A 26,153-nucleotide genomic window follows, 5' to 3' on the forward strand; every position below is an offset into this window, starting at 1 on the left:
GACGCGTCGGCTCCCTAAGGATGGCTTGAGTGGTGGAAACGCTCGAAGTGTTCGCGCTCGGTCTGGCCCATCCACACGTTCAATGACCACAGGTCGGCGACCGGGACATTGGTGAAGGGCAAATGATGCAAGTAGCCGTCGGCGCCGAATTCCGGGGTCAGGGTGCTGACCTGGTAACCGCGGGCTTGCTGCGAGCGCCAGATGCTTTCCCAGTGCTGCTGATGGAAAGCCAGTTCCTTTGCATATTCGGGAGCCGCCGGGTGCGGAACCTGCGGTCCCTGGTCATAACCAACCCGGGCCTGGATATGGTGAACCCGCTCGATGAAAGCGCTCAGGTCATCGGCCGGGTCATCCAACAGACGCTCGCAGGTCACGACCCAATGGCTGATGTCACTGGTGAACAACAGATCGGGCAGTTGCCGGATCAATTCCAGGGTCACCCAGGGGTTGAACAGCGAGCGCGAGCGGTGAGTTTCGAAACTGCAGACCTGGCCGTGCTTGCGTGCCAGTTCCAGTGCCTGACCGAAGAACTCCACTTGTTGTGGCAAGGACCAGCGGTCATTGCCTGCCAGCACGTTGACGAAGCGCGGGCCGAGTTCAGCGGCCCAGGCGAGTTTCTGGTCGAGGTCATTGAGGTGGACGGCAGGGGGCGCCGACTGGTCCGGCAGCACGTCGTACGCGGTGAAGACTGTGCTGATATAGCCCAGGCGATTGGCCTGGAGAAAGGCGCCGAACTCGGCCCGTTCACGGGCGTCCAGTGGCAGGCGCGCTTCCATGCCATCAAAGCCCGCGTGCAGCAGCTCTTCGAGCGCCTGAGCCTTGCTGGCGGTGTAACCCCACAGCGTGCGGAAAATTTCCAGCTTCATCGGTAATCCTCAAAAATCCCAGGGCCTACTGCAAAAGCACTTCGACGGCGCCAGGCTACTAAGAGGCTGGTTCGCTGTGGAGTCGATGTTAGGCACAGGCCGCGCACTGAAAGAATCTGAAAGTTCAAATGAATACTTCATACTTTCATTAACAAATAGCTAGCTACTTATCGCGCTTGCCAGAGGGGACTTTACCGGCGGGTACGTGTCTGCGTTGGCTACTAACGAGAGATGCCATTAGTACGGCATCATTTTGAAGACTCCCAAGCGACACCGGGCCGCCGATGGTTTACTTTTGGCTGTGACTGCCTGTCGAGTAGGGCAGCATTCGGTGCAGACACCGTTTTACTTTCTGCTGAACGCCTAAGGGGCGCATAGGTGTTCTACGCACCCTGGGCCAAGAGTGGCCGGTGGTCGTTGCATTTCGCTTGTCGCCAGCGTTTGGCTAAGCTTAATAAATCAGGGCGAGCTGAAAGCTGAGTGATAGCGATCATCAGCGGATCTGGATTGGTATCAAGACGGTACTCCCAAAGGAGACGACTATGTATGCGGTTATAAGAGTCTACTTGGGTGCTGGTGCAAAGCAGCTTTTCGAGCTTTTAGAGAAGCGCCAGGCCGATGTTGAAGCTGCCATGCGGACAGTGCCTGGTCTTGTAAGCTACACACTGCTGAACACTGGTGATGGTGGTACGGCGGTGACTGTTTGCACGGACAAGGCCGGCAGTGATGCGAGCTTGAAAGTCGCGCGCGACTGGATTCAGAAAAATGCTTCGAACATTCATGCGAACCCGCCGATCGTAACGGAAGGTCCGGTCATTGTGCAGATCAAATAGCGCACCTTCCGATCGATCTCATGACACTACCGGAGCCGCGAGTTGCCGACCGATCCGCATTCTGGCGAGTGCTATACTTCGCTCAGATTGCATCAAGTGTGCAACGTTCTCCAGGGTACAGATATCGACTGCGAATCTCGGTTAACCGCTGCCGGACAGAGGAGGTCTACAGCAAACACGGTATGGGAGGTGTGGCATGAATCGACACTATTACATCAGTGACAATCTCAACGATCTTGAAACCGTTGAAAATGAACTGGAAGCCAGCGGCATCAATTCCGAACAGATACATGTGCTCAGTGAAAAAGTTGCTGATGTTGAACAACATCACCTCCACGAAGTTAACTCGTTAATGGAACAAGATGCTGTTCACTCTGGTGAGATTGGTGCGGTGGTCGGTGTGCCACTTGCGGTGTTGGTTCTGGGTGGCGCCTATTGGATGGGCTGGACCGAATCTGCCGCAGGCTGGATGCCTTTTATCTTCCTTGCCATTGTTATTTTGGGTTTCTGTATCTGGGAAGGCGGTTTTTTTGGGTTCCAGGTGCCGAACACTCACTTCCGCAATTTCAGTCAGGTGGTAAAAGAAGGCAAACATATCTTCTTCGTGGATGTTGAACCGAATCAGGAACCGGTCCTGGACCAGGTAATCAAACATCATCCAATGCTGAAAATCGCCGGCACGGGAGCGGCAGCCCCTCACTGGACAGTAGCCTGGCAGCACAAATGGCATCAGTTCAAGCGAGTGATATCGGGTTAGTCCCTGGAGACTCAAGGCCATCCAAAGCAGGTTATTGACCAAAGAAAATGACCCGGCTGAGGAAAACATAATCTGCTTCGGTGGCCATCAGTCCGACGAGCACCAGCAAACACAGCGGTGGCACCAATATGGCGTAGACCATCGCCAACCGTTCCCAGGCCATGTGCATGAAGATGGAGACAATCAGACCTGCCTTCAACAACATGAACGTGATAATCAGGGCCCACCGAAGGTAGCCATGGAAGTGGAAGTAGTCGACCAGGTACGACAGCGTGCTGAGGACAAATAACAGCCCCCAGATTTTAAGGTACAAACTGATTGGATGTTGCTGGCCCTGAGCATGTGCCATCACCTGTGCTCCTCTACCATAAATAGAAGAAAGCAAAAATAAACACCCACACCAAATCCACGAAGTGCCAGTAAAGCCCGGCTATCTCGACGTTCTGGTAGTTTCCGGAGCGCTCATAATCTCCCCGCATTACTTTCATCGCCACAATGCTGAGGTAGATCGCGCCAATTGACACGTGCAGCCCGTGAAAACCGGTAATCATGAAAAAGGTGGCACCAAATTGCGCCGCCCCCATGGGGTTCCCCCAGGGACGTACTCCTTCGGCTATGAGCTTGGTCCATTCAAATGCCTGCATGCTGACGAAGGTCACACCCAAGGCAGCGGTCGCCAGCATCAGGGCTGTGGTTTTCGCGCGATCACGGCGATAGGCGAAGTTGACGGCCATGGCCATGGTGCCGCTGCTGCTGATCAGCACAAAGGTCATGATGGCGATCAGAATAAGCGGGATTTCCCTGCCGCCGATCGTCAGGGCGAACACTTCGCTGGGGTTCGGCCACGCGGTGGTGATGGTCATGCGTACCGACATATAGCCGGTTAAAAAACAAGTGAATATAAACGTATCGCTGAGCAGGAATATCCACATCATCGCCTTGCCCCAGGGGACCTGCTTGAAAGCCTCCTTATCCGAGGCCCAGTCGCTTGCGATGCCCTGCCATCCCGGGGCAGGTGGCAAGACTGGTGGATTGGATGAACTGGACTCACTGGGGGCTTGTGGGTGCGATGCCATGGCTTTTCACCTCAGGCCGCAGAGTCTGGCGATGGATTCATAGGTTTGCGGCGTGCTGGTCAGCAGCGCGAACAGCACGAACCAAAGACCCAACAGGTAATGCCAATAGATGGCACAGAGTTCTACGCTGGCGCTGAGTTGCGGCAACGGCACGTGACGCAGGAGTTTGGCGACGGTTCTGCCCCAGGCAATCAACCCGCCCAGCAGGTGGAACCCGTGCACACCGGTTAACAGGTAGAAGAAACTGTTGGCCGGATTGCTGGCGACAAAGTAACCCCAGGCGACAAACCGCTGCCAGACCCAGAGTTGCCCCGCCAGAAAGGCAATTGCGAATACGCCCCCCAATGCAAAACCAATGACCGTTGCGTCCAGTCGATCCTTTCGGGCAGCCATGCGCGACCACTGCAGTGCGATGCAACTGCACACCAGAAAAGCCGAATTCAGCCACAAGGGCCATGGATTGGCCAGCGGCGCCAAGGGTTCTGTCAGGGGTAGCCAGTCGGCCATTTGCGAGCGGGCGATAAAGGCGAGCAGGAAGAGAAAGAACAACGAGCTCACTACAGCCAGAAACAGGCGCAGGCCTATTCTTGCTGTCTGGTTTCTATCAGCGGTGGCCTGAATACCCTCAGGATCGCGACTCCAACTGCCACCGGGGTCAGAGCCGTCGGCGTTTTTCAATAGCAGTCTGTTCATGTTTTAACGTCCGCTATCCGGGTTCCGGCACCAAGTTGCCGCATGTGCTCCAGTTCCTCGGCGGAGACCGTTTGCGGAACGAAATCCTGCTCTATCCCTGGCACGCTGTAGTCATAGGCCCAGCGATGCACCACCGGCAGCTTCGCTCCCCAGTTACCGTGTATCGGTGGGGTGTTCGGCGTTTGCCATTCCAGGCTGGCCGCGCCCCAGGGATTACTGCCTGCGGGTTTGCCTTTAAACGCACTCCAGGCCAGGTTGAACACAAACAGCAACTGGGAAGCGCCGACGGTCAATGCGACCACCGTAATAAAGGCATTCAACTCTTGCGCCGATTGCGGGATGAACGCGTAGTTTTCATAGGCGTAGTAGCGCCGTGGCATGCCCTGGAAACCCAGGTAGTGCATGGGGAAGAAGATGGCGTAAGTGCCCAGAAAGGTAATCCAGAAATGCAGCTTGCCCAGGAAGTCGTTCGTCATGCGCCCGGTCACTTTCGGAAACCAGTGATAAATACCGCCGAACACGACCAGTACCGGTGCGACACCCATGACCATATGAAAATGGGCTACGACGAAATAGGTGTCCGATAGCGGAATATCCACGATCACATTGCCGAGAAACAACCCGGTCAGACCGCCGACCAGGAAGGTGACGATAAAGGCCAGGGCAAACAGCATAGGCACGGTCAGATGGATGTCACCCCGCCACAGGGTCAGCACCCAGTTGTAGACTTTCAGTGCGGTCGGCACCGCGATGATCAAGGTGCTGATGGCGAAAAAAAAGCCAAAATACGGGTTCATTCCGCTGACATACATGTGGTGCGCCCAGACCACAAAACTGAGTACGCCAATCGCAATAATGGCCCACACCATCATTCGGTAACCGAAGATGTTTTTACGCGCATGGGTGCTGATCAAGTCGGAGACCAGACCAAACGCAGGAAGCGCAACGATGTAGACCTCCGGGTGGCCGAAGAACCAGAACAGGTGCTGGAACAATATCGGGCTGCCACCCTGGTGATCGAGCTGCTGCCCCAGCGAGATCATCGCCGGCATAAAGAAGCTGGTGCCCAAGAGCTTGTCAAACAGCATCATGACCGCGCTGACAAACAACGCCGGGAACGCCAGCAAGGCCATGATCGAGGCCATGAAGATTCCCCATACCGAGAGCGGCATGCGAAACAATGTCATGCCGTACGTGCGCGCCTGCAACACCGTGGTGACGTAGTTCAACCCGCCCATGGTGGCGGCGACAATGAAAATCGCCAGTGAGACGAGCATCAGCACAATGCCCCACTCGACCCCCGGTGTCCCCCGGGCAATGGACTGTGGCGGGTAGAGCGTCCAGCCTGAACCCGTGGGGCCGCCAGGGACAAAGAAACTGGCAAGTAACACCACTACCGCCACCAGGTAGAACCAGTAGCTGAGCATGTTGACATAGGGGAAGACCATGTCGCGGGCGCCCACCATCAACGGGATCAGATAGTTGCCGAAGCCACCCAGAAACAAGGCCGTCAGCAAGTAAATGACCATGATCATGCCGTGCATGGTCATCGCCTGATAGTAAGTACTGGCATCCATGAACGCCAAACTGCCGGGGAAGCCTATCTGCATGCGCATCAAGTCGGACAACACCACGGCGATAAGCCCCACGAACAGAGCCGTCAAGGAATATTGAATGGCTATGACCTTGTGGTCCTGACTCCAGATATATTTGGTCAGGAAACTTTTTGGCTCGTGCAGTGCTTCTGTTTCGGCTTGCTCCGCATAGGCCATCACGTCATCCTCCTGTCGAAGTTTCAGTGTATTCCTGGCTGCTTACGGCTACTTCCCTGGCTCCGCCTTGCTTGCATCAGCGTTGGCATTCGCTTTGGATTTGATAAAAGCGATCAGCGCGTCCAACTCCTTGTCGCTCGGTTTCAAGGCCGGCATAACGGGTGCATAACCCTTGACGACTTTGACAGCAGGATCAAGAACCGATTCCTTTATATAACCCTCATCGACCTTGACGCTCGTATCGTCGGCAAGGGTTTCAGTCTTGCCATACAGGCCCTGCCAACCGGGGCCGACACTCTTGCTGCCATCAACACTGTGGCAGGCCAGGCAGCCAAGCGCCCCGGCCAGCCGCTGTCCCTGCGCCGACAAGTCTTCACCAGGGCCCGACGCTTCGCTCGTAGAAAGTTCATCGTCCTGCCGCGCAGCACCCAGTGATTTGATCAAGGCGACGAGAGCACCCAGTTCATCGTCATTGAGAGTATAGGCCACCATCACCGGCGGGTAGTCCTGTACCAATCGGGCCTTCGGATCGAGAATCGACTCTTTCAGGTAGGCCTCATCGACCTGCACACGGGTGCCATCGGCGAGCTGTTCAGTGCGGCCGTACAGTCCTTTCCATCCCGGGCCGAGACTGGCGCTGCCATCCTGGCTATGGCAGGCCTTACAGCCGTGCTGTTCGACCAACTGGCGGCCTTTTTCCAGCACGCTGTCTCGACTGGGCCTGGCAGCTGTCGCTAATGTTTGCGCAAAAGTAGGCTGGCCTTTTAGCCATTGATCGAAGACGTCCTGTTCTTCCACGATCATATGGCCGCGCATGTTGTAATGACCTACACCACAATATTCAGCGCAAAGGGTTTCATATTTTCCGGTTTTAGTCGGCGTAAACCAAAAGTACGACACCATCCCTGGCACCATATCCATCTTGCTGCGAATTTGCGGTACATAGAAATCGTGCAGAACGTCTTTAGCGCGCAGTAAAACTTTCACCGGCCGATCGAGCGGCAGATGAACTTCATTATTGATAACAAGCACATCGTCCTGCCCTACAGGATCCTTGGGATCAAGACCGAGGGGATTGGCGGAATCAACAAACTTGATATCCGATTTGCCCAGCTTTCCGTCTTGGCCGGGAAAACGAAAGGCCCACTGCCATTGCTGGGCGACCACTTCAAGTTCGTAAGCATTTTTCGGCACCCGGATGAAATCGTTGTAAACAATCAGACCTGGCGCCAACATCCCGGCAATACCTACCGAGGTAACGATAATTAACCATAACTCCAGTTTTTTGTTTTCTGGCTGGTAGGCCGCCCTGGCACCCTCTTTGTGACGATACCGCATCACTGCTACTGCCATGAATACGGTAATGGCAATGAAAAATATTCCGCTGATGATCAGGGTGATGAACAGGGTGGTGTCTATGGACCCCCAGTTGGAAGCTGCCGGTGTCGCCTGCCAAGGCGCTAGTAGGTGGAAGAGTACTGATGCAATAACGATTAGTATCAAGATAATTGCTATTGCCATGTTCTCTCATCCTGTTCCTGTTACTCATTGGTTATGCCAAAGCATCGCCGCTGACGTCCAAGCAGGGCAGACAATTGCCACCCATCCCGGTGGCAAAGTCAGTGAGAAGTATAGAGCCATCGGGCTGTACCGTGAGGTCGGCAAGCGAGGCCCGGTTGCCAGCTATACTCAATTTCAGATTACGGACAGCAGTGATCGCCCAGATGTGGTCTGAAAGACGAACCCTGCCTATGCCTGGTAGTCAGATAATTGATGGCATTGAGAAGGGACGATAGCGACAGAGTCCAGCAATCCAAATTGGAGGTTTCGTCATGAGTGCCCTGACGATCGAGGGCTGGTGCAAGCCCAGCCCCGACCAAAAGTCTACCCCGATTGGGGAAATCCATTTTTACGTCGACGGCCCTCTGCATGTGCGTCTGGAGGAAGCTGAAGAACGCCTGCAGAAGACCCATGAGCGTGAAGCCATGGTCGATGTCGACATGAACTCAATGGAATTGATCTTGCCGGAGGGATACGGCCCCTTGTCCGACTGCCAAATGCGCGTCTATTTGCATGACGAGCGCGGTCAGTTCCATCTGGTCGGGCACCGAGCGACCGATGGTAGATTGATCTATACCAACGCGGTTCTGATTGATCAACTGATTGAGTAGTGGCTACGTGATTCTCGGCATCGCACTTTCTGTGGGGTAGGGCGGTGCCGAAACTCACTTTCAGTGCGTTATTTTTGCACTATCGCCACCCGACGACCGCTCATGAAGCACAGTAATCCACCCATCGCGGTCAGTGCGCTCAAGGCATAGAACATTGTGGGCGCGGGGGTGTGCATCAATAGAAAGCCACAAATCACCGGACTCAGGGCGCCACCGAGGGCCGCCAGGTTCTGGGCGCCGTAGTAACTGCCGCGCAGCTCTTCCGGGGCCAGGGTGTCGACGAAGAGGAATTCGGCCGGGTAAATGATCATTTCACCGAGCGTGAAGATGAACATCGCCACGCACCAACTCACCATGCTGTCGGCCAGGCTGAAGCCGATCAGGCCAAGGATGAACAGGCTGGTGCCCGCGGCAATCCAGTAGCGCAGCTTCTCGCGATTGAGGAACCGGCCGATCTGGTACTGCAGCAGGATCACGCTGATGGCATTGCAGGCGAGCAGGGCGGCCATGGTTTGCAGGGCGCGTTTGGAATCGTGGGTCACCAGCAGGTATTGCGACAAGTAGAGGGTGAAACGCCCGTGCACCACGGTGCTGAGCAGGCAGCCGCAAGTGAACATGATCAGGGTACGGTCGTTTTTCAGGGTGACCAGGGTTTTCAGGAAACTCTGGGGTTGCCCAATGGCGGGTGTCTGCGCCGAATCCCTGGGAATGCCTATCATCAGGAAGATGCTGAAGAATGCGATGCCACCGGCAATCAGGAACGGTGCAATCGGATAGACCCCGGCAATCACCACGCCGAGCATGGGACCTGTGGCATAGCCGATGTTGGTCAGTGTGTAGCGCAAGGAAAACGCCTTGGCCCGCTGGCCCATGGGCAGGTTTTCGCTGAGGATCGCTTTGGAGCCGATGAGGAACAGCGCTGACGCGGTCTCGGTGATCACCAGGGTCGCGGTGGTCAGGTAGAGGTTTTTGGCAAAGGTCAGCAGCACGAAGCCGATAGCGCTGGAGAGCATCGCCAGGATCAGCAGCCGGCGCTTTTCCAGGCGGTCGATGATGTAGCCGCCGTAAAGAGCGAGCAGGGTGGCGATGAACACCGCAATACCGAGCAGCAAGCCCACGTCCTGTTGGTTGAGGCCCAGCTTGTTGCTCAGGAACAGCGTGAGCAACGGACTGGTAATGGCGCGGCTGACCACGATGGTCAGTGAAACGATCATCAAGCGGCGGATAACGAGCGAGTAAGTGGCCACGGTGGTGCAAATGTCCTTATTCAGATTGTTGGTGTTCGCCGCAATAGCACCGCAGTACCTGTGGGAGCGGGCTTGCCCGCGAAGAGGCCGGCACAAGTAACGCAATACTCAAGTCAACCACCGATCCAGAGTACGAACCGATTCCAGTTCTTCAATCCGCCACAACTGCCCGAGCAGTTCCTCAACCCGCTCTCGGGACATGACCCGCATCGCCAAACTGAAAAACTTTTCCTCCAGCGCCGCATCACTCAGCGGATTACCCGGCGCGCCCAACGGCACTTCAACGCACAGGCTCGCTTGCCGACCGTCCACGGTCCGCAGTGTCACCACGGGCTCGCCATCCTCGGACAGTTGCGGGTTCACTTCCAGGTGAATGCGCGACAGCCATTGGGTAATCCGCGGATTTCTGCGTTGTTCATCGTCATAGGCCTGCAACCGGCAATGACCCAGCACCAGTCGCGAAGCCAGCGCATAGGGCAAGCTCATCTGTGCCGCCGCGAGGGTGCTGACGTCCTGACCACCGCACATGTCTCGCAGAAACCCGCACAGCGAAACCTGCACATCCTCGACCTGATCGACCGGCACTTTCAATTGCTCCAACAGAAGCCCCAACGCATCGATAGCCGAGTGGGTGCCGCGACAAGAGGCATAAGGCTTGATCGAACAGCGGGCGAGCTTCCATACCACGCCGAGATCGGCATCCAGCGCTGCGGGCGTTGAGTTGGCTGTGGCGAGCGTTTTCAGAAAACCGCCCCAGACATCCTCGAACAACTGTGTCGGTCCGCTGATGCCCTGTCGGGCAAATCGCGCCGCCAGTAATCCACCTTCGGCGGCGCGCCCGGTGTGCAGTTTTTTGCTCTGCGAACCGTCGTGGATGAACGCCCACAGGCCACCGCTGAAGCTGCCGGCAATGCCCAGTGCCGACAGGGTTTCCCGTGCATCCAGGCCAAGGATGCGCGCACTGGCCGCCGCCGCGCCGAACACCCCGCAGGTCGCCGTGGAGTGCCAGCCAGCGCCGTTATGGGCTGAGTAGCCGCCGCAGGCTTCGAGTACCCGGCGCCCGACTTCGTAACCGATCACCACGGCGGTGATGAACTCGCGGCCGCTCACCGGTTGCCCGGCCATCGACACCGCCGCCATGACCGCCGGCAGCACTACGGCGCCGGAGTGGTCGCAGCCACCGGTGTCGTCCAGTTCCAGGGCATGGGCGGCAATGCCGTTGAGCATGGCTGCCTGAGCGGCGCCGACCCGCTGGCGAGTGCTCCAGACCAAGGTGTCGCCCGTTTCGTCTGCGAATACCTGCTGTGCCGTTTTCGCGACTTCGCTGTCTGCCCCGGCGAGGGTCGCGCCGAAAGTATCGAGGATGTGACGCTTGGCCTGTTCCACCAGTGCGGGCGGAAGGTCCTCGAACCGCGTATCCACGCAAAATTTCGCCAGTCGTTGCATGCGCTCGGTCATAACAGATAATCCCGATAATGCCGCTCATACACGGAGGCCGGATGATCCTCGGTCACTGGCACAGCCGACTCGCCCCACCACCGGGCGACCTCGGTTCCTGTGGCGATCCACACGTCATCGTGCTGCATAATCCCCTCAAGCAATTCACGCAACACACCAATCCGTCCCGGCGTGGCGATGATCTCCGGGTGCAGGCGCAGCACGTAGCACAGGCCGAAGCGATGAAACCCGGCGAAGTCCATTTGCAGATTGCCCAGGGTGTGGCTGTAGGAAGCGATCCGCGATTGCGCCGGCGGCACCGCCGGGCTGAGATTGAAGGCGAAGTAGGGTTCGTCCTCCAGCTCGTAATGCAGGGGCAATTCGATCACGTCGGGCGCGGTCGGGTGAGCGAACGGCAAGTCATCACCACGCCAGGACGACGACCAGCGAATGCCTTGATCCCTCAACGCCTCGATGAAGCCTGGCGCACCGTCGCCGGCGGGGATACGGAAACCGGTGGGACGCTGGCCGGTCAGCGTTGTCAACGCCGCACATCCTTTGGCGATGTCGGCGCTCTGCGCGGCGAGGTCGAGGGTGTCGTAGTTCTGATGGCGATACCCGGCGCAGGCAATCTCATGCCCGCCGGCCTGGATCGCACGAATATGCTCGGGGTTTTCCTCGGCGACGATACCGGGTACGAACCAGCTGCTGGAAACACCGAGCTCCTTGAACAAAGCGAGCAAACGCTCGACGCCACGTTGGGTGCCGTAGCGCCAGACCGACAGGGTCTTGTCGCGCCCCGCAACTTCCGGGGCCTGGGTGAGGATGCCATGGATGTCGTTGTAATCGACGGTCAGCACTACCGCGCAGCGATAGCCCTTGGGCCAGACAGTGGAATCAGCCATGGTGATGCTCCTTCAGCCACCACTGGGCGACATCGCGGCAGGTGGCGAACCACACGTCGTCGCGTTGGCGCATGTGTTCAAAGAGTTTTTCCAGCAGCAGGATGCGCCCTGGTTTGCCGGTGATCTTGGGATGGAACAGGGTGGTCAGGCACAACCCTTCATCCATGGCGCCGTCGTATTCGCGGCACCAGTTGTCCAGGGTCAGTGCGTAGCTGGCGGTGCGGTCCAGCCCGGACGGGAAGTCCGGGGCCCGTGTGTAGGCGATGGAGGCGTAGTCGTCCATTTCCCAGCGGCCGGGGATTTCCACCAGCGGCGTGGCGTGGCCCGGCACATTGACCAGGTACGGTCGGTCATCGCCGCGCATGCTGCTGGAGTAAGTCACGCCGGCCTCCATCAGCATCGCCGGGGTTTCGGCCCGCCAGTCGCCGGACGGCGTGCGGAAACCTTCGGCGCGGATGTGCAGGTGCTTCCAGAACACCTCGCGGGACAGCTTCATCACGTCCTTTTGCTGTTCCAGCGTCAGGGCGTAGAAAGATTCGTGTTTGTAGCCGTGATAAGCCACCTCATGCCCGCGCTCGACAATCGCCTGACACTGTTTCGGCCAGTTCTCCACGACCCAGGCCGGGACAAAGAACGTCGTCGGGATACGGAATTCGTCGAGCAGATCGAGAATCCGCGGCAACGCCCGGTACGGGCCGTAACCACCGAAACCGAAGTACTCGGGCTTGCGCCAGATCGAGCCGTTGAGCATCGCATCGCCGGTGGGGCCGTCGAGGTCGAAGGCCAGGGCCAGGCAGGCTTTGTGCCGGCCGGGCCAGGTGGGGTGGGGGGAGGAGGACATTAATGGTGCTCCAACTGGTATTGAGTGAACGCAGGACCTTGTGGGAGCGGGCTTGCTCGCGAACGCGGTATGTCAGTCAATTTAAATATTGGCTGACCGGGTGCCTTCGCGAGCAAGCCCGCTCCCACAACGGGTTCGGGGCGCCTGTGCGATTATTTACCGGCGTTGACGGTGACGGTCTTGATCGCACCCAGTTGCAGATCCCACTTCTTCAGGATCGCCTGGTAGCTGCCGTCGTCGATCATGCTCTGCAGCGCAACCTTCACCGCTTCACTCAGCTCAGGTTTTTTCTTGCTCACGCCCATCCCGGTGTACTGCTCGGAGATCGGCAGGCCCACGGTTTTGTACATGTCCTTTTCCTGGGTCTTGAGGTAGGGCAGGGTTTCGCTGCCCTGCATGGCGGCGTCGATGCGGCTCTGGCGCAGTTGCGCACGGGCATCGGCCGAGCCTTCGGTGCCGATCACGTTGATCGCCGGTTTGCCGGCGGCTTCGCAGTTGGCCTTGCTCCACTCGGCGATTTCCGCCGGGAAGGTGGTGCGGCGGCTGGTGCCGACTTTCTTGCCGCACAGGTCGATGATCTCGTTGGTGTCCTTGTTTTTCTGCAGGGTGTAGAACTGCGGGCCGCTGGTGAAGTAGTCGACGAAAGTCACGCTGGCCTGACGTTCGGCGGTGTCGGTCATGCCCGACAGCACCATGTCCACGCGGTCGGTGGTCAGGGCGTTGATCATTTGTTCGAAGCCGGTTTCCTGCCATTTGATCTTCACACCCAGACGTTCGGCCAGGGCATTGCCCAGGTCATAGTCCAGGCCGGTGAGGGTGTTGGTGGCCGGGTCCTTGAAATCCATCGGCGGGTAGTTCGGCATGATCGCTACGACGATCTCGCCCTTGGCCTTGATGCTGGCCGGCAATTCGGCAGCGAAGGTGAAGCCGGATGCCATAACGCCGGCGAGTACTGCTGGGATAACGAGTTTCTTCATGGTCGTTCTCTTATGAGTGTTGTGAAGGCCGACATCGGGCCTTAGGTTCGAACGGCAGAAATGAAGCTTTGGGTGCGAGGGTTTTGCGGACTTATTAGTATTTCTTCGGGGCTTCCAGCCTCCACGATCTGCCCGCCGTCCATGAACACCATGCGGTTGGAAACCTCGCGAGCGAAGCCCAGTTCATGGGTGACGACGATCATGGTCATGCCGGTCTGCGCCAGATCGCGCATCACCGACAGCACCTCACCGACCAGTTCCGGGTCGAGTGCCGAAGTGGGCTCATCGAACAACATCAGCTTGGGGCGCATGGCCAATGCACGAGCAATGGCGACGCGTTGCTGTTGACCACCCGACAGCTCGATCGGGTAGCTGTTGCGTTTGTCGGCCAGGCCGACGCGGGCGAGCAGTTCCACGGCTTCTTCTTGCGCCTCTTTGGGCGAACGCTTGAGCACCTGGCACGGCCCTTCGATGATGTTTTGCAGCACGGTCATGTGCGGGAACAGGTTGAAACGCTGGAACACCATGCCGGTGGACAGGCGCTGGCGGGCGATCTGCGTTTCGTTGAGTTCGTGCAGTTTGTTGCCGACGACCCGGTAGCCCACCAGTTCGCCGTCGACCCACAGGCCGCCCTTGTCGATCTTTTCCAACTGGTTGACGCAGCGCAGCAAAGTGCTCTTGCCGGAGCCGGACGGGCCGATGATGCACAGCACTTCGCCTTGCTCGACTTCGATGTTGATGTCCTTGAGCGCGTGGTAGTTGTCGTAGTACTTGTTCAGGCTCACGGCCTTGACGATGCTTCTCATATCGGATTCCTCAAGAACGCTTGCCGGCACCGCGGGCGAAACGACGCTCCAGGCGGCTTTGACCGAAGGACAGGACGGTGACAGTGGCCAGGTACCAGATACCGGCGACGATCAGCAGCTCCATCACGCGGGCGTTGGCGTAGTAGATGTTCTGGGCGTTGTAGAGCAGTTCCGAGTACTGGATGACGCTCGCCAGCGAGGTCATCTTGACCATGCCGATGAACTCGTTGCCCACCGGCGGAATGATGATGCGCATGGCCTGGGGCAGGATGATCCGGCGCAGCGCTTGCAGGCGCGGCATGCCGATCGACTTGGCGGCTTCATACTGCCCGGTGTCCACCGAGAGCAGACCGGCGCGCACCACTTCGGCAGTGTAGGCACCCTGGTTGATGCTCAAGCCGAGCAGGGCGGCCACGAACGGCGTCATCAGGCTCACGGTGTCAAGTTCGAACAGGCCGGGGATGCCGATGGTGGGGAAGATCAACGCCAGGTTGAACCACAACAGCAGTTGCAGGATCAGCGGCGTACCGCGAAACAGCCAGGTGTAGGTCAGCGCCACATAGCGCAGGATCGGGTTGGCCGACATGCGCATGATCGCGGTGATCACGCCGAACACGATGCCCAGCGCCATCGCCAGCACCGCCATGACAATGGTGTTGAGCAAGCCCCACATGATCGCCTGGGAGGTGAGGAACTGGCCGATGTACGACCATTCGATCTTGCCTTCGGCGAAGGCGCGCACCAGGCCGATGATCGCGATGACGATCACCGTGGCAAAGAAAATCCGCCCGTAGTAGCGCCGCGGCACATGATCGTACTGGGTGATGTCGAACTGGTTTTCCGCCAGTTTGCGCTCCGCCTGGAGTCGTTCTGCCTGTGTCTGGCTCATGTTGTTTCTCCGAACTCGGTTTCAACGCTATCCCTGTGGGAGCGAGCTTGCTCGCGATAGCGGTGGGTCAGTCCACATAGAGGTTGAATGTGAAACTGTCATCGCGAGCAAGCTCGCTCCCACAGGTTTTGGTTATTACTTCAGAGGCGGAAGCCCTGATAGTCCTCGGTCCATTGCTGCTGGGCGGCGAGGGCGGTTTTCAGGCGGCCGATCTGTTCGCGCACCTGTTGTGGCGCGGTCCCGCCCCAGCCGCTACGGGCGGCGATGGCGGCTTCGAGGGTCAGGCTTTCGCGTACTTCTGGTGTGAGACGCGGGTCGATTTCCGCCAGCAGCGCCGGGGAGGCTTCCCACAGTTCGATGTCGTGTTTCTCGCAGGCCTTGACCAGCGCACCGGTGATTTCGTGAGCTTCCTTGAACGGCACGCCGCGCACCGCCAGCCAGTCGGCGACTTCGGTTGCGAGGGTGAAGCCCAGCGGTGCCTGGCGACGTAGTTCTTCGACGTTGACCGTCATGGTCGCAACCATTCCGGCCATGGCCGGCAGCACCAGCAGCAGGGTGTCGACGCTGTCGAGCACGCCGTTCTTGTCTTCGCTCAAGTCGCGGTTGTAGGACAGTGGCAGGGATTTGAGGGTGGACAACAGGCCGGTCAGGTTACCAATCAGGCGACCTGCCTTGCCCCGCGCCAGTTCGGCGATGTCCGGATTCTTTTTCTGCGGCATGATCGAACTGCCGGTGGCGTAGGCATCGTCCAGCGCGACCCAGCGGAATTGCCGCGACGACCACAGGCAAAATTCTTCGGCGAGGCGCGAGATGTTGATGCCGAGCATGCTGGCGATGAACAGGAACTCGGCGACGTGATCGCGGCTGGCCACGGCGTCGATGGAGTTTTCGCAAACACCGCTGTAGCCCATTTCTTTTGCCGATTGCTGAGGTAAACGAGCGATAGCCGAGCCGGCCATGGCCGCCGCACCCAGTGGCGACAGCGAAGTACGCGCGTCCCAGTCCACCAGGCGTTGCACGTCGCGCAGCATTGACTGGGCGTGGGCCAGCAGGTGATGAGCAAACACGATCGGTTGTGCCTGCTGCAGGTGGGTGAAGCCGGGGCAGATGCTCTCGATGTGTTGCTCGGCCTGGTTCACAAGCGCCTGCTGCAGGCCCAGCACTTCAACGGCCAGGGAGCGCACGTGGTCACGCAGGAACAGTCGCAGGTCGTTGGCGGTCTGGTCGTTGCGCGAACGACCGGCGCGCAGCTTGCCACCGAGGGTGCCAAGGCGTTCGGTCAGCAGACGCTCGATGAAGGTGTGGACGTCTTCGTCGTCCAGAGTCGGGGCGATGCTGCCGGCGCGGTAGTCAGCGCCGATACGTTCCAGGGCGTCGAGCATGGTCCGGGTTTCTTGCTCGCTCAGCAGTCCGGCGCGCTGCAGTTCCCGGGCATGGGCCTTGGAGCCGGCGAGGTCGTACGGGGTGAGCCGGAAGTAGCGCTCAGGGCAACGGGACAGGGCCGCCAAGGCTTCGGACGGGCCGCTTTTGAAGCGAGCACCCCAGAGACGGTCGGTGGTTTGAGACATTGTTATTTTCCTCGTCGGTAACGCGAACTGAAATGGGTATGCCGGGCCGCAACGTCGCTACAAAGTCAGCGAACGAAATCAGGCCAGAGCAATTTTCAAGAGGGCAGTTGCAAAGGAGCGAGAGCTGATCGAAGTGTCAGCTTTTAATGTTTTGAGATCAGTGATTTGGCACTGATGCTCGGGATTTATTGGCGGTTGCCAAGCCTGGTTTTCTGTGTTCATTATTATTAGGCCAGCTATGTTTTTGTTGTTGGGCACAGATTGTTGAATAGGGCGCCAGAGGTAAATAAGCATTATGGAAACCCCACTTTCCAATTCCGGAAACCCGCCGCCGAAAACGCTGCAACGGGCACCGTTGGCCCTCAGTGGGCTGGACTTCAAACTGCTCAAAGTGTTCAAGGCCGTAGTCGAGGCCGGAGGTTTCAGCGCCGCGCAAAATGAGCTGAATGTGGGGCTGGCAGCCATCAGTAAACAGATTTCCGACCTGGAAATCCGTATCGGCATGCGCCTTTGCACACGAGGGCGAGAGGGCTTTCACCTGACGGAAGAGGGGCGTTTGGTATATCAGGCGTCGATTGATTTATTTGCTTCCGTCGACAACTTTCGTGATCGTCTTAGTTCGGCTCAGAATGAACTGATCGGCGATCTTGGTGTGGGTGTTATTGATAATACGATCTCTGACGATAATTCACCGTTAGTTTCTGCGCTTAGAAGAATAAATGAACAGTCACCCAAGGTTAGATTTCAACTTCAGGCGACACAACTTGATGAGGTGGAAAGAGGCGTTGTAGAGGGCCGGTTAGTGGCGGGAATTGTTCCGGTTTATCAAAAACGCGAAGAGTTCGATTACTACGAGCTATACGAAGAGCGCTCGGAGGTTTATTGCGGGCTTGGCCACCCGCTGTTCTCCATGGCGGACGCGGACATGGAGGGTAATGTGCTCAAGGACTACGAGTGCATCAACCATCGCTACGCGATTCATCGCGACAAACTGAAATTTGCCCATTACGACAGCTTTTCCGCCTCGGCAACCCAGGTGGAGGCCGTTGCTTTGCTGATCAAGACGGGGCGTTTCCTGGGTTTCCTGCCCCAGCATTACGCTGCGGCGATGGTGGCGCGGGGAGAGTTTCGCCCGGTGCGCCCGGACCTGATCAACATCGTCACGCCGTTCAGCCTGATCCTGCGCCATAACACTGTGCGCAGCCCGTTGGTGAAGGCATTTGCCCAGGCACTGGGCGTGGATTTAAAAGCCTCGGTTTGATTGTTCAGCGCATTGAACGCTAACTAACGAACACTGGCGGTCAATGGGGATGATTGGACCAGGCTTGAGGCTTCAGCATTTGCAGCAACACGAAATCGTTTTTATCGAAACGACCGCCCAATACTACTTGTAGAGTTCCCATTACCGTGCCGTGAATTCGCTGGTAATTCCAGTCCTCACGTTCGGCTTGAGGGCAGTTGGGGCCGTAGGCGAACGCCGGGCGTAGTCTCGTTTCAGTTCCGGTCATCGATTGCCAGTGACGCGTCTGAACGCCTATGCGTGGCACATCGCGTTCGGCTGCCGCTGTCTTGATTATAAGTCTTCGTAATACTTCGAATAATAAATAGAAAATTGACTAATCATGGTCCGGGATCGAAAAAACATCCCCAGACCGGCGCCGCCAGAGCGCCGCGGATTTGCCGTTTCTCTCCTGCCAAAAAAATAACCAAAGGAGTCCCCCATGAAGCCTCCCGCTTCGTCCCAGCCGCGCCGTGCGGCAGCCGCTGGCTTCATTGGCACCATGACCGAGTGGTACGACTTTTACATCTACGCCACTGCCGCCGCGCTGGTGTGTGTCCTGTCCCTTGCCCGTCGTCACGCCAGCGCTGAACGCGTGGAACTGGCCCGGTCCTTAAGCTGAATTTTCCTGGAGAACTCATGTTGAAGATCAATGGCGAACGCCTCTGGGCGAGTCTGATGGCGATAGCCGACGAGCGCAGTTTGCATCTGGCGATCACCCCGCACTGGATCAGCCCGGCGACGCCGTTCGACGCGGACTGTGTGGCGGCGGTGCAGCAGGCCGTGGATGCGCTGGGCTACGCTCAGCAGTCGATTGTCAGCGGCGCCGGGCATGACGCGATCCATCTGGCGCGGTTTTGTCCGACGGCCATGGTGTTCATCCCGTGTGTAGGCGGCTTGAGCCACAACGAAGCCGAAGACGTGCTGCCCGAAGACGTTCGGCAGGGGACCGATGTGTTGCTCAACGCCGTGCTGGCCCGCGCAGTAATCGTTGAATAAACACAATTCCCATGTGGGAGCGAGCTTGCTCGCGATTGCGGTGGATCAGTCGCCATCAATGTTGAATGTGCTGGCCTCATCGCGAGCAAGCTCGCTCCCACACTGACAGGTATTAATCCATGCGCAGTTTTTTCCACCCAGAACAATTGCTCCACCATCCACGCAGCTATTACTCCCGTGGCCAGATGCGCACGCCGCAGGAAGTGCCGGAGCGTGCGCAGCGCCTGGTGCAGGCGTCTCATGCATTGGGTTTTACCGTTGAGCAACCGGCCGATGCCGGGCTCGATCCGTTGCTGGCGGTGCACGGCGCACCGTACCTGAGGTTCTTGCAGGAAGCCCACCAGCGCTGGAAAGAGATTCCCGAGGATTGGGGCGACGAGGTGATGTCGAACATCTTTGTCCGTGAGCCCAATGCCCTGCGCGGGATACTCGCGCAAGCCGCGCGTTATCTGGCCGATGGCAGTTGCCCGGTGGGCGAGCAGACCTGGCGTTCGGCTTACTGGTCGGCGCAAAGCGCTATCGCCGGCGCCCGGGCGTTGCTCGATGGCGAGCCGGCAGCCTATGCCTTGTGCCGTCCGCCGGGGCACCACGCCCGGGTCGAAGCCGCGGGTGGTTTCTGTTATGTGAACAACGCGGCAGTGGCGGCGCAGGTACTGCGCGCCGGTTTTTCGCGGGTAGCGGTGCTGGATACCGACATGCACCACGGCCAAGGGATCCAGGAGATTTTCTACGACCGCGAGGACGTGCTCTACGTTTCGGTGCACGGCGATCCAACCAATTTCTATCCCGGTGTCGCAGGCTTTGCCGATGAGCGCGGTGTCGGCGCGGGCGAAGGTTTCAATCTCAATCTGCCGATGGCTCATGGCGCCAGCGAGGCCGACTTCCTGGAGCAATTGGATGTAGCACTGCAGGCCGTGACAGACTTTGGCGCCGAGGTACTGGTGCTGTCCCTGGGCTTCGATATTTTCGAGCTGGACCCGCAAAGCAAAGTGGCGGTGACCCGCGAAGGATTCGCCGTGCTCGGTGAACGGATTCGCAGCCTGGGGTTGCCGTGCCTGATCGTGCAGGAGGGCGGCTATCACCTGGAGAGTCTGGAGGATAATGCGCGGGCGTTTTTTGTCGGGCCGCAAGTGTGGCAGCGCTGAATCTTCGGTGCCTGTGACATCGCCTTCGCGAGCAAGCCCGCTCCCACAGTGTCCGAGTAGAACCGCAGATTTGCGGACAGCACTGAACCTGTGGGAGCGAGCTTGCTCGCGATGAACGATAACGCGGTCTGTAAGCGCCCTACGGCACTTGCCATAGCCCTTACGTTAACGTAAAGATTGCGCCAGGGCGCCGACGTATGAAGGCGCAGGGCGGATGACCCGGAGCGCTTGATGACGCTAATAAAAACAAACTCCCCCAAACTGCATCGCGAAGCCCGGCTGGCCCGGGAAAAGCTGCATCTGGAAGGCGAAGTGCCGAATGGCGTCCTGCGTGCGGAAATCGATGCTTCGTGGCGGCGCAGCCTGAGTCATGGCGTGCATTTCAATGCCAAGCATGAGCTGGCGCTGGAATCGAGTGCCAGCCTGGACGTGTTGCTGGCCAGCAATCGCTTGCTGATCGACGCCGCATTGCCGGCGATCGATTACCTGGCCGAGCGTCAGGGCAAGGAAGGGCTGATCATCCTCGCCAACTCCGATGCCACCATCCTCGCTGTCGAAGGCCGCGCCGATCGCCTCAAGGGCAGCGGCCTGCAAGACATCACCCTTGGCGCCTGCTGGAGCGAAGCCGTCCGCGGCACCAACGCTCTCGGCACGGCACTGGTGGAAGCCCGGCCGACCCTGATCGATTGCGGCGAGCATTATCTGGATCGCCTCAGCGATTTTTCCTGTACCTCGGTGCCGATCCATTGCCCCCAAGGCGACATTCTCGGCGTCCTCGACCTGACCCGCGAAGGCCCGCTCGGCCGCGCCCACGACAGCACCGCGCTGCTGGCCATGGCGGTCAGCCAGATCGAAAGCCGAGTATTCAACGCCAGCTATCCGGACGAAATCGTCCTGGCGTTTCACAGCCGCAGGCAATACCTGGAATCCCCTTGGCAAGGCTTGCTGGCCGTGAGCCTCGGCGGGCAGATCCTGGCGGTCAGCGCCCAGGCCTGTCAGTTGCTCCACGCCGAGCGCTCGGCCCTGGTCGGTCGGCGCTGCGAGGAGTTTCTCGGTGTCGACGGCCTGCAATTGTTGGCGCGCTTGCATCAGGGCGGCACCGGCAGCCTGCAAACTGCCAAAGGTGAATTCTTCTACAAAACCCTGCGCGCGCCGCAACGCTCGATCAACGTCAGCAGCCCGCCGCGCACAGTCGCGAAACCGGCCAAGGCGCAACCGGATCTGGAAGCGCTGGCCGGCAGCAATACACGTTACGCCCGTGCCTTGCGCATGGCCCGTCAAGGCCTGGCCAATGAACTGCCGGTGTTGTTATTGGGCGAAACCGGCACCGGCAAAGAGGTTATCGCCCGCGCCCTGCACATGGCCGGAGCGCGCTGCGACAAACCCTTCGTGGCGGTGAACTGCGCGGCCATTCCCGAAGGCCTGATCGAGTCCGAACTGTTCGGCTATCGCGAAGGCGCGTTCACCGGGTCGCGCCGGGGCGGCATGGTCGGGCGCCTGCAACAGGCTCACGGCGGCACCTTGTTCCTCGATGAAATCGGCGACATGCCATTGGCCTTGCAGGCCCGACTGTTGCGCGTGTTGCAGGATCGCAAGGTTGCGCCCCTGGGCGCTGGCGAGGAGCAAGACATCGACGTCGCACTGATCTGCGCCACCCACCGTGACCTCAAGCGTCTGGTGGAAGAAAAACACTTTCGCGAGGACTTGTTCTACCGGGTCAATGGCATCAGCGTGATGCTCCCGGCCCTGCGCGAACGCGAAGATTTCGCCGCGCTGGTCAGTCGCATGCTGGCGACACTGGGCGCACCCGCCGTGGTCCTGCACGACAATCTGAATCGCTTGCTCAGCGGTTATCACTGGCCGGGCAACATCCGCCAGCTGGAGATGGTCCTGCGCACCGCGCTGGCCATGCGCGAACCGGGTGAATCCGTGCTGACCCTCGACCACTTGCCCGACAGCATGCTCGACGAATTGACCGCCAGCGAACGGCCCCAGGCCGGCAGCATCCGTGAAAATGAACTGGAGCTGATCCGTCAGTCCCTGGACACGCATCAGGGCAACGTCTCGGCCGCCGCCGACGCCCTGGGCATCAGCCGCGCGACCCTGTATCGCAAGCTCAAACAGTTGCGTTCGTGATGCAGCGCTTGATCGTCCGGCTGATCGACAGCCAGAACCCCGAGGCCCTGCAAGCGTCGCTGCGCTGGCTGTACAGCTTTGTGCGCCCCCATCGCCTGGCGATTGCCGGGCTGCTGGGCCTGTCGGTTTGCGCCTCAGCGCTGGTGCTGGTGCAGCCGTGGCTGACCAAACTGCTGATCGACGACGGCCTGCTGGCGCGCAACTTCCCGATGCTGGTGCTGATCGCCGGGCTGATGATCGTTGCCGGGTTGTTGGGCACGGCGCTTTCGGGCATCAACCGCTACCTGCACACGCGCCTGTCCGGGCGCATGCTGTTTGCCCTGCGCGATGACCTGTATCGGCATTTGCAAACCCTGTCGCCGAGCTTTTACGGCCAGCGGCGCATCGGCGACCTGATGTCGCGCCTCGACGGTGACGTCGCGGAAATCCAGCGTTTTGCCGTGGACTCGCTGTTCTCGGCGGTGTCGAGCGTGATCGGCCTGGTGGTCGCGGTGGCGATGCTGCTGACCCTGTCCTGGAAACTGTCGCTGCTGGCGTTGGTGCTGATTCCCCTCGATGTCCTCTGGCTGCGCTGGATGCGGCGCAAGGTCGAACGCGATGTGCGGCAGTTGCGCGAGCGTTCGGCGGACATGTCGTCGTTTATGGTCGAGACGTTGCCGGTGATGAAGTTCATCCAGTCCGCCGGCCAGCAACAGCGCGAGGCGCAGCGCCTCGAGACGCTGGGGCAAGGCTACATGAGCCAGTTGCTGCGCCTGCAAGTCACTGAGTTTTTCACCCAGGCCGTGCCCGGCACGCTGACCTCGCTGTCCCGGGCCTGCGCATTCTTGATCGGCGGATACTGGGTGGTGCAGGGCACCTGGCAGCTCGGTGCGCTGATTGCGTTTTCCACCTACCTGGGAATGGCCGTGGGGCCGGTGCAGAGCCTGCTCGGGCTCTACGTCGCGATTCAGCGGATGACCGTCAGCCTCGGCCGGGTCATGGAGTTGCGCGGCGAACAGCCGACCGTGTCGACGCCCGCCAGGCCACGCGCGATGCCCAATGGCGGCGATCTCTGGTTCGACAACGTGCACTTCGCCCATCCCGGTCGCCAATCGACCCTGCGCGGCATCGAAGCGCGGATTCCCTACGGTTTGAAAGTGGCCCTCAGCGGCGGCTCGGGCGTGGGTAAATCGACCCTGATCGACCTGCTGCAACGGCATCACGATCCGCAATCGGGGCGGGTACTGCTGGGCGACGTCGATGTGCGCGAACTGGACCTGTTCCAGTTGCGTCGGCGCATTGCCATCGTCAGCCAGGACATCGTGCTGTTTCGCGGCAGTCTCGCCGACAACCTGGCCTATGCGGTGCCGGACGCCAGCCGCGAGGCGATTGCCGAAGTGGCGCGCCTGGCGCAACTCGACAGCCTGATCGAGTCCTTGCCCGAAGGCCTCGACAGCCCGCTGGGCGAGCGTGGCCAGCAGTTGTCCGGCGGGCAGAAGCAACGCATCGCGATTGCCCGGGCGCTGTTGCAAGACCCTTTGATTCTGGTACTCGATGAGGCCACTTCCGCGGTGGACGAAGCCACCGAGCGCGAAGTCATCGACGCCATCGACCGCTTGTTTGCCGCACGCACGCGCATCCTGATCAGCCATCGCCCTTCAACCCTGGCCGATGCCGATCTGCGTTTCGAATTGCTCGACGGCGTGCTGACCTCGAAAACGGTGCTGCATGAAACCTGAGTTGCGCATCGGTGTGGTGGACAGCGGCCACTCGGCAGCACAACGGGTGCAAGTGATCGCCGGTCGGCGCTTTTCATTGCTCGAAGACGGCCTGGCCGAGGGCGACTTGCGCGAAGATCCGCTGGGGCATGGCAGTGCGGTGATCGAGGCGATCGGCCGGCGTGCGCCATCGGCACTGTTTTGCGTAGCTCAGGTGTTCGACCAGCGCGGTGTCACCAGCGCTTTGCAGATCGCCACGGCGATTGACTGGCTGGTGGCACAGAACGTGCGACTGATCAATTTGAGCCTCGGCTTGCGTCAGGATCGCAGCCTGTTACGCGCCGCTTGCGCGGCAGCGGTGGCGCGGGGCGTGCTGCTGTGTGCGTCGAGCCCGGCCCAGGGGGACGGGGTGTTTCCGGCGAATTATCCGCAGGTGTTGCGGGTGACCGGCGATGCGCGGTGCGCCGAGCAGGAATGGTCGTGGCTCAACAGTGCCCAGGCGGATTTCGCCGCGTGCGTGCATGGCACCTATCCGGGGCAATCCGGGGCGAGCCTCGGTTGTGCCGCGTTGAGCGGGCACATCGCCGGTTTCCTCGTCGAGCAGCCTGATGCCAGCAACGAGCAGATCATCGAGTTTCTGCGACAGAACGCACGTTATCGCGGCCCCGAACGGCGTTTCGAGCCATGACCGCGATTGTGATTCTGGGGGCGGGGCCGGCGGGCGCGGCGGTGGCCTTGGGGCTGCGGCGACTGGGTTACGCCGTGACACTGGTCAGCGAGTGGCGCCGCTTTGCTGCGCTGGAAGGCGTGTCCGTGCGGGTGCTGGAAGCGTTACGCGGCGCGGGCCTGCAGCAGGCGTTGGCGCAAGCGGCGTTGCCTTCCCGGCGACAGGTGAACTGGAACGGCCAGCAGCATGCGCAGAACGTTGAATACCTGCTTGATCGCCCGACCTTTGATCGCGGCTTGCGTGAGGATTTGCGCTTGGCTGGCGTTGATCTTATTGAAGGTCGAGTGCTGGCGGTACAGACCTGCGCGACCGGACATCGAATCGAGATAGACGGCCGCGAATCGCTGGTAGCGGACTTTCTAGTGGAGGCCCGCGGACGCCAGGCGCCGACCCTCGGTAAAGGCTTGCGTGGACCGGAGACGGTCAGCCTGCTCAATCGCTGGCAAGGTACGCCGGGCAGCACCGCCAGCGCCGTGGAGAGCCTTGCGGACGGTTGGGCCTGGATGGCGCGGCGGGCCGACGGCCAGTGTTATTGGCAATGGACGGTGGACGTGACCAGTGCCGGGTTGCCGGGTAAGGCGATGTTGCTCGATTACTGCCGGCAAAGACGTGGGGAGTCGGCAGTGGCCCGTGGGTTTTTCGGCGGCGAACCGGAGCTTGATTTGCAGCTGCATGCCCGCAGCAGCACGGCGATTTTCAGCCCGCAGGTGTGCGGCGATAACTGGATTCGTGTCGGTGATGCGGCGATGGCGGTGGACCCGTTGTCGGGCAATGGCATCTTTCAATCCCTCTCCTCGGCGTTGCAGGCGCCGACGGTGATTAACACGCTGTTGTGCAAACCCGAACGGGCGGCTCTGGCCTGGCATTTTCACCAGCAGCGGGTGGAACAGTTGTTTTTGCGTTTTGCGCGGATCGGCCGGGATTTTTATGCCGATGAGCAGCGTTGGCTGGATCAGCCATTCTGGCAGGCGCGACGGCAATGGCCGGATGCTGAAATCACCCATGCCGAGGCCGATTTCAATGCCCTGAGGATCGAGCGCGCACCGGTGCTGCGCGATGGTTTTGTCGATGAGGCCGAGGTGGTGATCACGGCGGATCAGCCGTTGGGCATCTGGCATGTACAGGGGGTTGAGGTGGCACCGTTGGTGCGGCGGTTGCGTAACGAGCCGGCCGAACAGGTGTTGGCCGGATTGACGGTAGAGCAGGGGAGGATGGTTCGTGGCTGGTTGTTGGCTCAGGGGTTCAAGCCCTGAGTTCTGGGTTGCCTGGACCGGCCTCTTCGCGGGCAAGCCCGCTCCCACATTGGAATGCGTTTCCCTGTGGGAGCGGGCT

General features: G+C 59.6%; 23 protein-coding genes and 2 pseudogenes. 11 read left to right on the plus strand and 14 right to left on the minus strand.

Features of this window, described 5'->3' with window-relative positions:
- Positions 1 to 14: 14 nt before the first annotated feature.
- Positions 15 to 866: a sugar phosphate isomerase/epimerase family protein gene (locus ABIA48_RS23490; protein ID WP_429491671.1), complete on the minus strand. Its 852-nt coding sequence runs from the start codon at positions 864 to 866 to the stop codon at positions 15 to 17.
- 542 nt (positions 867 to 1,408) lie between these two features.
- Here ABIA48_RS23490 and ABIA48_RS23495 point away from each other — a divergent pair.
- Together ABIA48_RS23495 and ABIA48_RS23500 are read left to right on the plus strand one after the other, a co-directional pair.
- The gene (locus tag ABIA48_RS23495) at positions 1,409 to 1,699 is read left to right on the plus strand and encodes a hypothetical protein (protein WP_429491673.1); all 291 of its coding nucleotides are present in this window, start codon (positions 1,409 to 1,411) and stop codon (positions 1,697 to 1,699) included.
- Positions 1,700 to 1,895: 196 nt separating this feature from the next.
- A complete protein-coding gene (locus ABIA48_RS23500) occupies positions 1,896 to 2,456 on the plus strand; it encodes a magnesium transporter (RefSeq protein WP_204933874.1) in 561 nt (186 codons plus the stop codon).
- 31 nt (positions 2,457 to 2,487) lie between these two features.
- Here the strand turns inward: ABIA48_RS23500 and ABIA48_RS23505 are convergent, their stop codons facing one another.
- Genes ABIA48_RS23505 through ABIA48_RS23525 form a run of 5 tightly spaced genes read right to left on the minus strand, consistent with a single transcriptional unit; the run spans position 2,488 to position 7,518 of the window.
- A complete protein-coding gene (locus tag ABIA48_RS23505; protein WP_007988247.1) occupies positions 2,488 to 2,805 on the minus strand; it encodes a cytochrome C oxidase subunit IV family protein in 318 nt (105 codons plus the stop codon).
- Positions 2,806 to 2,818: 13 nt separating this feature from the next.
- The gene (locus ABIA48_RS23510; protein ID WP_429491675.1) at positions 2,819 to 3,532 is read right to left on the minus strand and encodes a heme-copper oxidase subunit III family protein; all 714 of its coding nucleotides are present in this window, start codon (positions 3,530 to 3,532) and stop codon (positions 2,819 to 2,821) included.
- A 6-nt stretch (positions 3,533 to 3,538) separates the two neighbouring features.
- Positions 3,539 to 4,225, minus strand: a complete 687-nt coding sequence (locus tag ABIA48_RS23515; protein ID WP_429491677.1) for a cytochrome c oxidase subunit 3 — start codon at positions 4,223 to 4,225, stop codon at positions 3,539 to 3,541.
- Positions 4,222 to 5,997, minus strand: coding sequence for a cytochrome c oxidase subunit I (ctaD, locus tag ABIA48_RS23520; protein ID WP_429492925.1), 1,776 nt, complete (start codon positions 5,995 to 5,997; stop codon positions 4,222 to 4,224). Before ctaD ends, ABIA48_RS23515 begins: the two co-directional genes overlap by 4 nt.
- 48 nt (positions 5,998 to 6,045) lie before the next feature.
- The gene (locus ABIA48_RS23525) at positions 6,046 to 7,518 is read right to left on the minus strand and encodes a c-type cytochrome (RefSeq protein WP_429491679.1); all 1,473 of its coding nucleotides are present in this window, start codon (positions 7,516 to 7,518) and stop codon (positions 6,046 to 6,048) included.
- Positions 7,519 to 7,829: 311 nt separating this feature from the next.
- Between ABIA48_RS23525 and ABIA48_RS23530 the strand changes: the two genes are divergently transcribed.
- Positions 7,830 to 8,168: a hypothetical protein gene (locus ABIA48_RS23530; protein WP_429491681.1), complete on the plus strand. Its 339-nt coding sequence runs from the start codon at positions 7,830 to 7,832 to the stop codon at positions 8,166 to 8,168.
- Positions 8,169 to 8,236: 68 nt separating this feature from the next.
- Here ABIA48_RS23530 and ABIA48_RS23535 read toward each other — a convergent pair whose 3' ends face one another.
- The 8 genes from ABIA48_RS23535 to argH form a co-directional block, all read right to left on the minus strand.
- Positions 8,237 to 9,415, minus strand: coding sequence for an MFS transporter (locus ABIA48_RS23535; protein ID WP_429491683.1), 1,179 nt, complete (start codon positions 9,413 to 9,415; stop codon positions 8,237 to 8,239).
- Positions 9,416 to 9,523: 108 nt separating this feature from the next.
- On the minus strand, positions 9,524 to 10,873 hold the full coding sequence (locus tag ABIA48_RS23540) for an MmgE/PrpD family protein (protein ID WP_429491685.1): 1,350 nt from the start codon (positions 10,871 to 10,873) through the stop codon (positions 9,524 to 9,526).
- The gene (locus tag ABIA48_RS23545; protein ID WP_429491687.1) at positions 10,870 to 11,757 is read right to left on the minus strand and encodes a polysaccharide deacetylase family protein; all 888 of its coding nucleotides are present in this window, start codon (positions 11,755 to 11,757) and stop codon (positions 10,870 to 10,872) included. Before ABIA48_RS23545 ends, ABIA48_RS23540 begins: the two co-directional genes overlap by 4 nt.
- Positions 11,750 to 12,598, minus strand: coding sequence for a polysaccharide deacetylase family protein (locus ABIA48_RS23550; protein ID WP_429491689.1), 849 nt, complete (start codon positions 12,596 to 12,598; stop codon positions 11,750 to 11,752). The genes ABIA48_RS23545 and ABIA48_RS23550 overlap by 8 nt, the downstream gene beginning before the upstream one ends.
- A gap of 152 nt (positions 12,599 to 12,750) precedes the next feature.
- Positions 12,751 to 13,575, minus strand: a complete 825-nt coding sequence (locus tag ABIA48_RS23555; protein ID WP_429491691.1) for an ABC transporter substrate-binding protein — start codon at positions 13,573 to 13,575, stop codon at positions 12,751 to 12,753.
- A 41-nt stretch (positions 13,576 to 13,616) separates the two neighbouring features.
- Entirely contained in the window at positions 13,617 to 14,381 is a 765-nt protein-coding gene (locus tag ABIA48_RS23560) for an amino acid ABC transporter ATP-binding protein (RefSeq protein WP_429491693.1), read from the minus strand.
- A gap of 10 nt (positions 14,382 to 14,391) precedes the next feature.
- Positions 14,392 to 15,270 (minus strand): amino acid ABC transporter permease, encoded by an 879-nt coding sequence (locus ABIA48_RS23565; protein ID WP_007981689.1) that lies wholly within the window; start codon positions 15,268 to 15,270, stop codon positions 14,392 to 14,394.
- 140 nt (positions 15,271 to 15,410) lie between these two features.
- The gene (argH, locus tag ABIA48_RS23570) at positions 15,411 to 16,838 is read right to left on the minus strand and encodes an argininosuccinate lyase (protein WP_429491695.1); all 1,428 of its coding nucleotides are present in this window, start codon (positions 16,836 to 16,838) and stop codon (positions 15,411 to 15,413) included.
- Positions 16,839 to 17,133: 295 nt separating this feature from the next.
- Here argH and ABIA48_RS23575 point away from each other — a divergent pair, with 295 nt between their 5' ends.
- From ABIA48_RS23575 to qhpG, 8 genes and pseudogenes are all read left to right on the plus strand, one after another.
- Complete coding sequence (locus tag ABIA48_RS23575; protein WP_429491697.1) at positions 17,134 to 18,099, plus strand: LysR family transcriptional regulator; 966 nt, start codon at positions 17,134 to 17,136, stop codon at positions 18,097 to 18,099.
- A gap of 460 nt (positions 18,100 to 18,559) precedes the next feature.
- A pseudogene (locus tag ABIA48_RS23580) lies at positions 18,560 to 18,670 on the plus strand (hypothetical protein); the annotation flags it as partial.
- 116 nt (positions 18,671 to 18,786) lie between these two features.
- Positions 18,787 to 19,116: pseudogene (locus tag ABIA48_RS23585) on the plus strand (M20/M25/M40 family metallo-hydrolase); the annotation flags it as partial.
- Between the two features lie 119 nt (positions 19,117 to 19,235).
- Positions 19,236 to 20,261 (plus strand): histone deacetylase family protein, encoded by a 1,026-nt coding sequence (locus ABIA48_RS23590; protein WP_429491699.1) that lies wholly within the window; start codon positions 19,236 to 19,238, stop codon positions 20,259 to 20,261.
- A 231-nt stretch (positions 20,262 to 20,492) separates the two neighbouring features.
- Positions 20,493 to 22,397 (plus strand): sigma-54-dependent Fis family transcriptional regulator, encoded by a 1,905-nt coding sequence (locus ABIA48_RS23595; RefSeq protein ID WP_429491701.1) that lies wholly within the window; start codon positions 20,493 to 20,495, stop codon positions 22,395 to 22,397.
- Positions 22,397 to 24,115 carry an ABC transporter ATP-binding protein gene (locus ABIA48_RS23600; RefSeq protein WP_429491703.1) on the plus strand — a complete coding sequence of 573 codons (1,719 nt, stop codon included), beginning with the start codon at positions 22,397 to 22,399 and terminating at the stop codon, positions 24,113 to 24,115. Before ABIA48_RS23595 ends, ABIA48_RS23600 begins: the two co-directional genes overlap by 1 nt.
- Entirely contained in the window at positions 24,105 to 24,782 is a 678-nt protein-coding gene (gene qhpE, locus ABIA48_RS23605; RefSeq protein WP_429491705.1) for a subtilisin-like serine protease QhpE, read from the plus strand. Before ABIA48_RS23600 ends, qhpE begins: the two co-directional genes overlap by 11 nt.
- Positions 24,779 to 26,074: a flavin-dependent monooxygenase QhpG gene (gene qhpG / locus ABIA48_RS23610; protein ID WP_429491707.1), complete on the plus strand. Its 1,296-nt coding sequence runs from the start codon at positions 24,779 to 24,781 to the stop codon at positions 26,072 to 26,074. Before qhpE ends, qhpG begins: the two co-directional genes overlap by 4 nt.
- Positions 26,075 to 26,153: the final 79 nt, after the last annotated feature.

It is taken from the genome of Pseudomonas sp. S30_BP2TU TE3576 (assembly GCF_050436025.1).
Taxonomy (GTDB): domain Bacteria; phylum Pseudomonadota; class Gammaproteobacteria; order Pseudomonadales; family Pseudomonadaceae; genus Aquipseudomonas.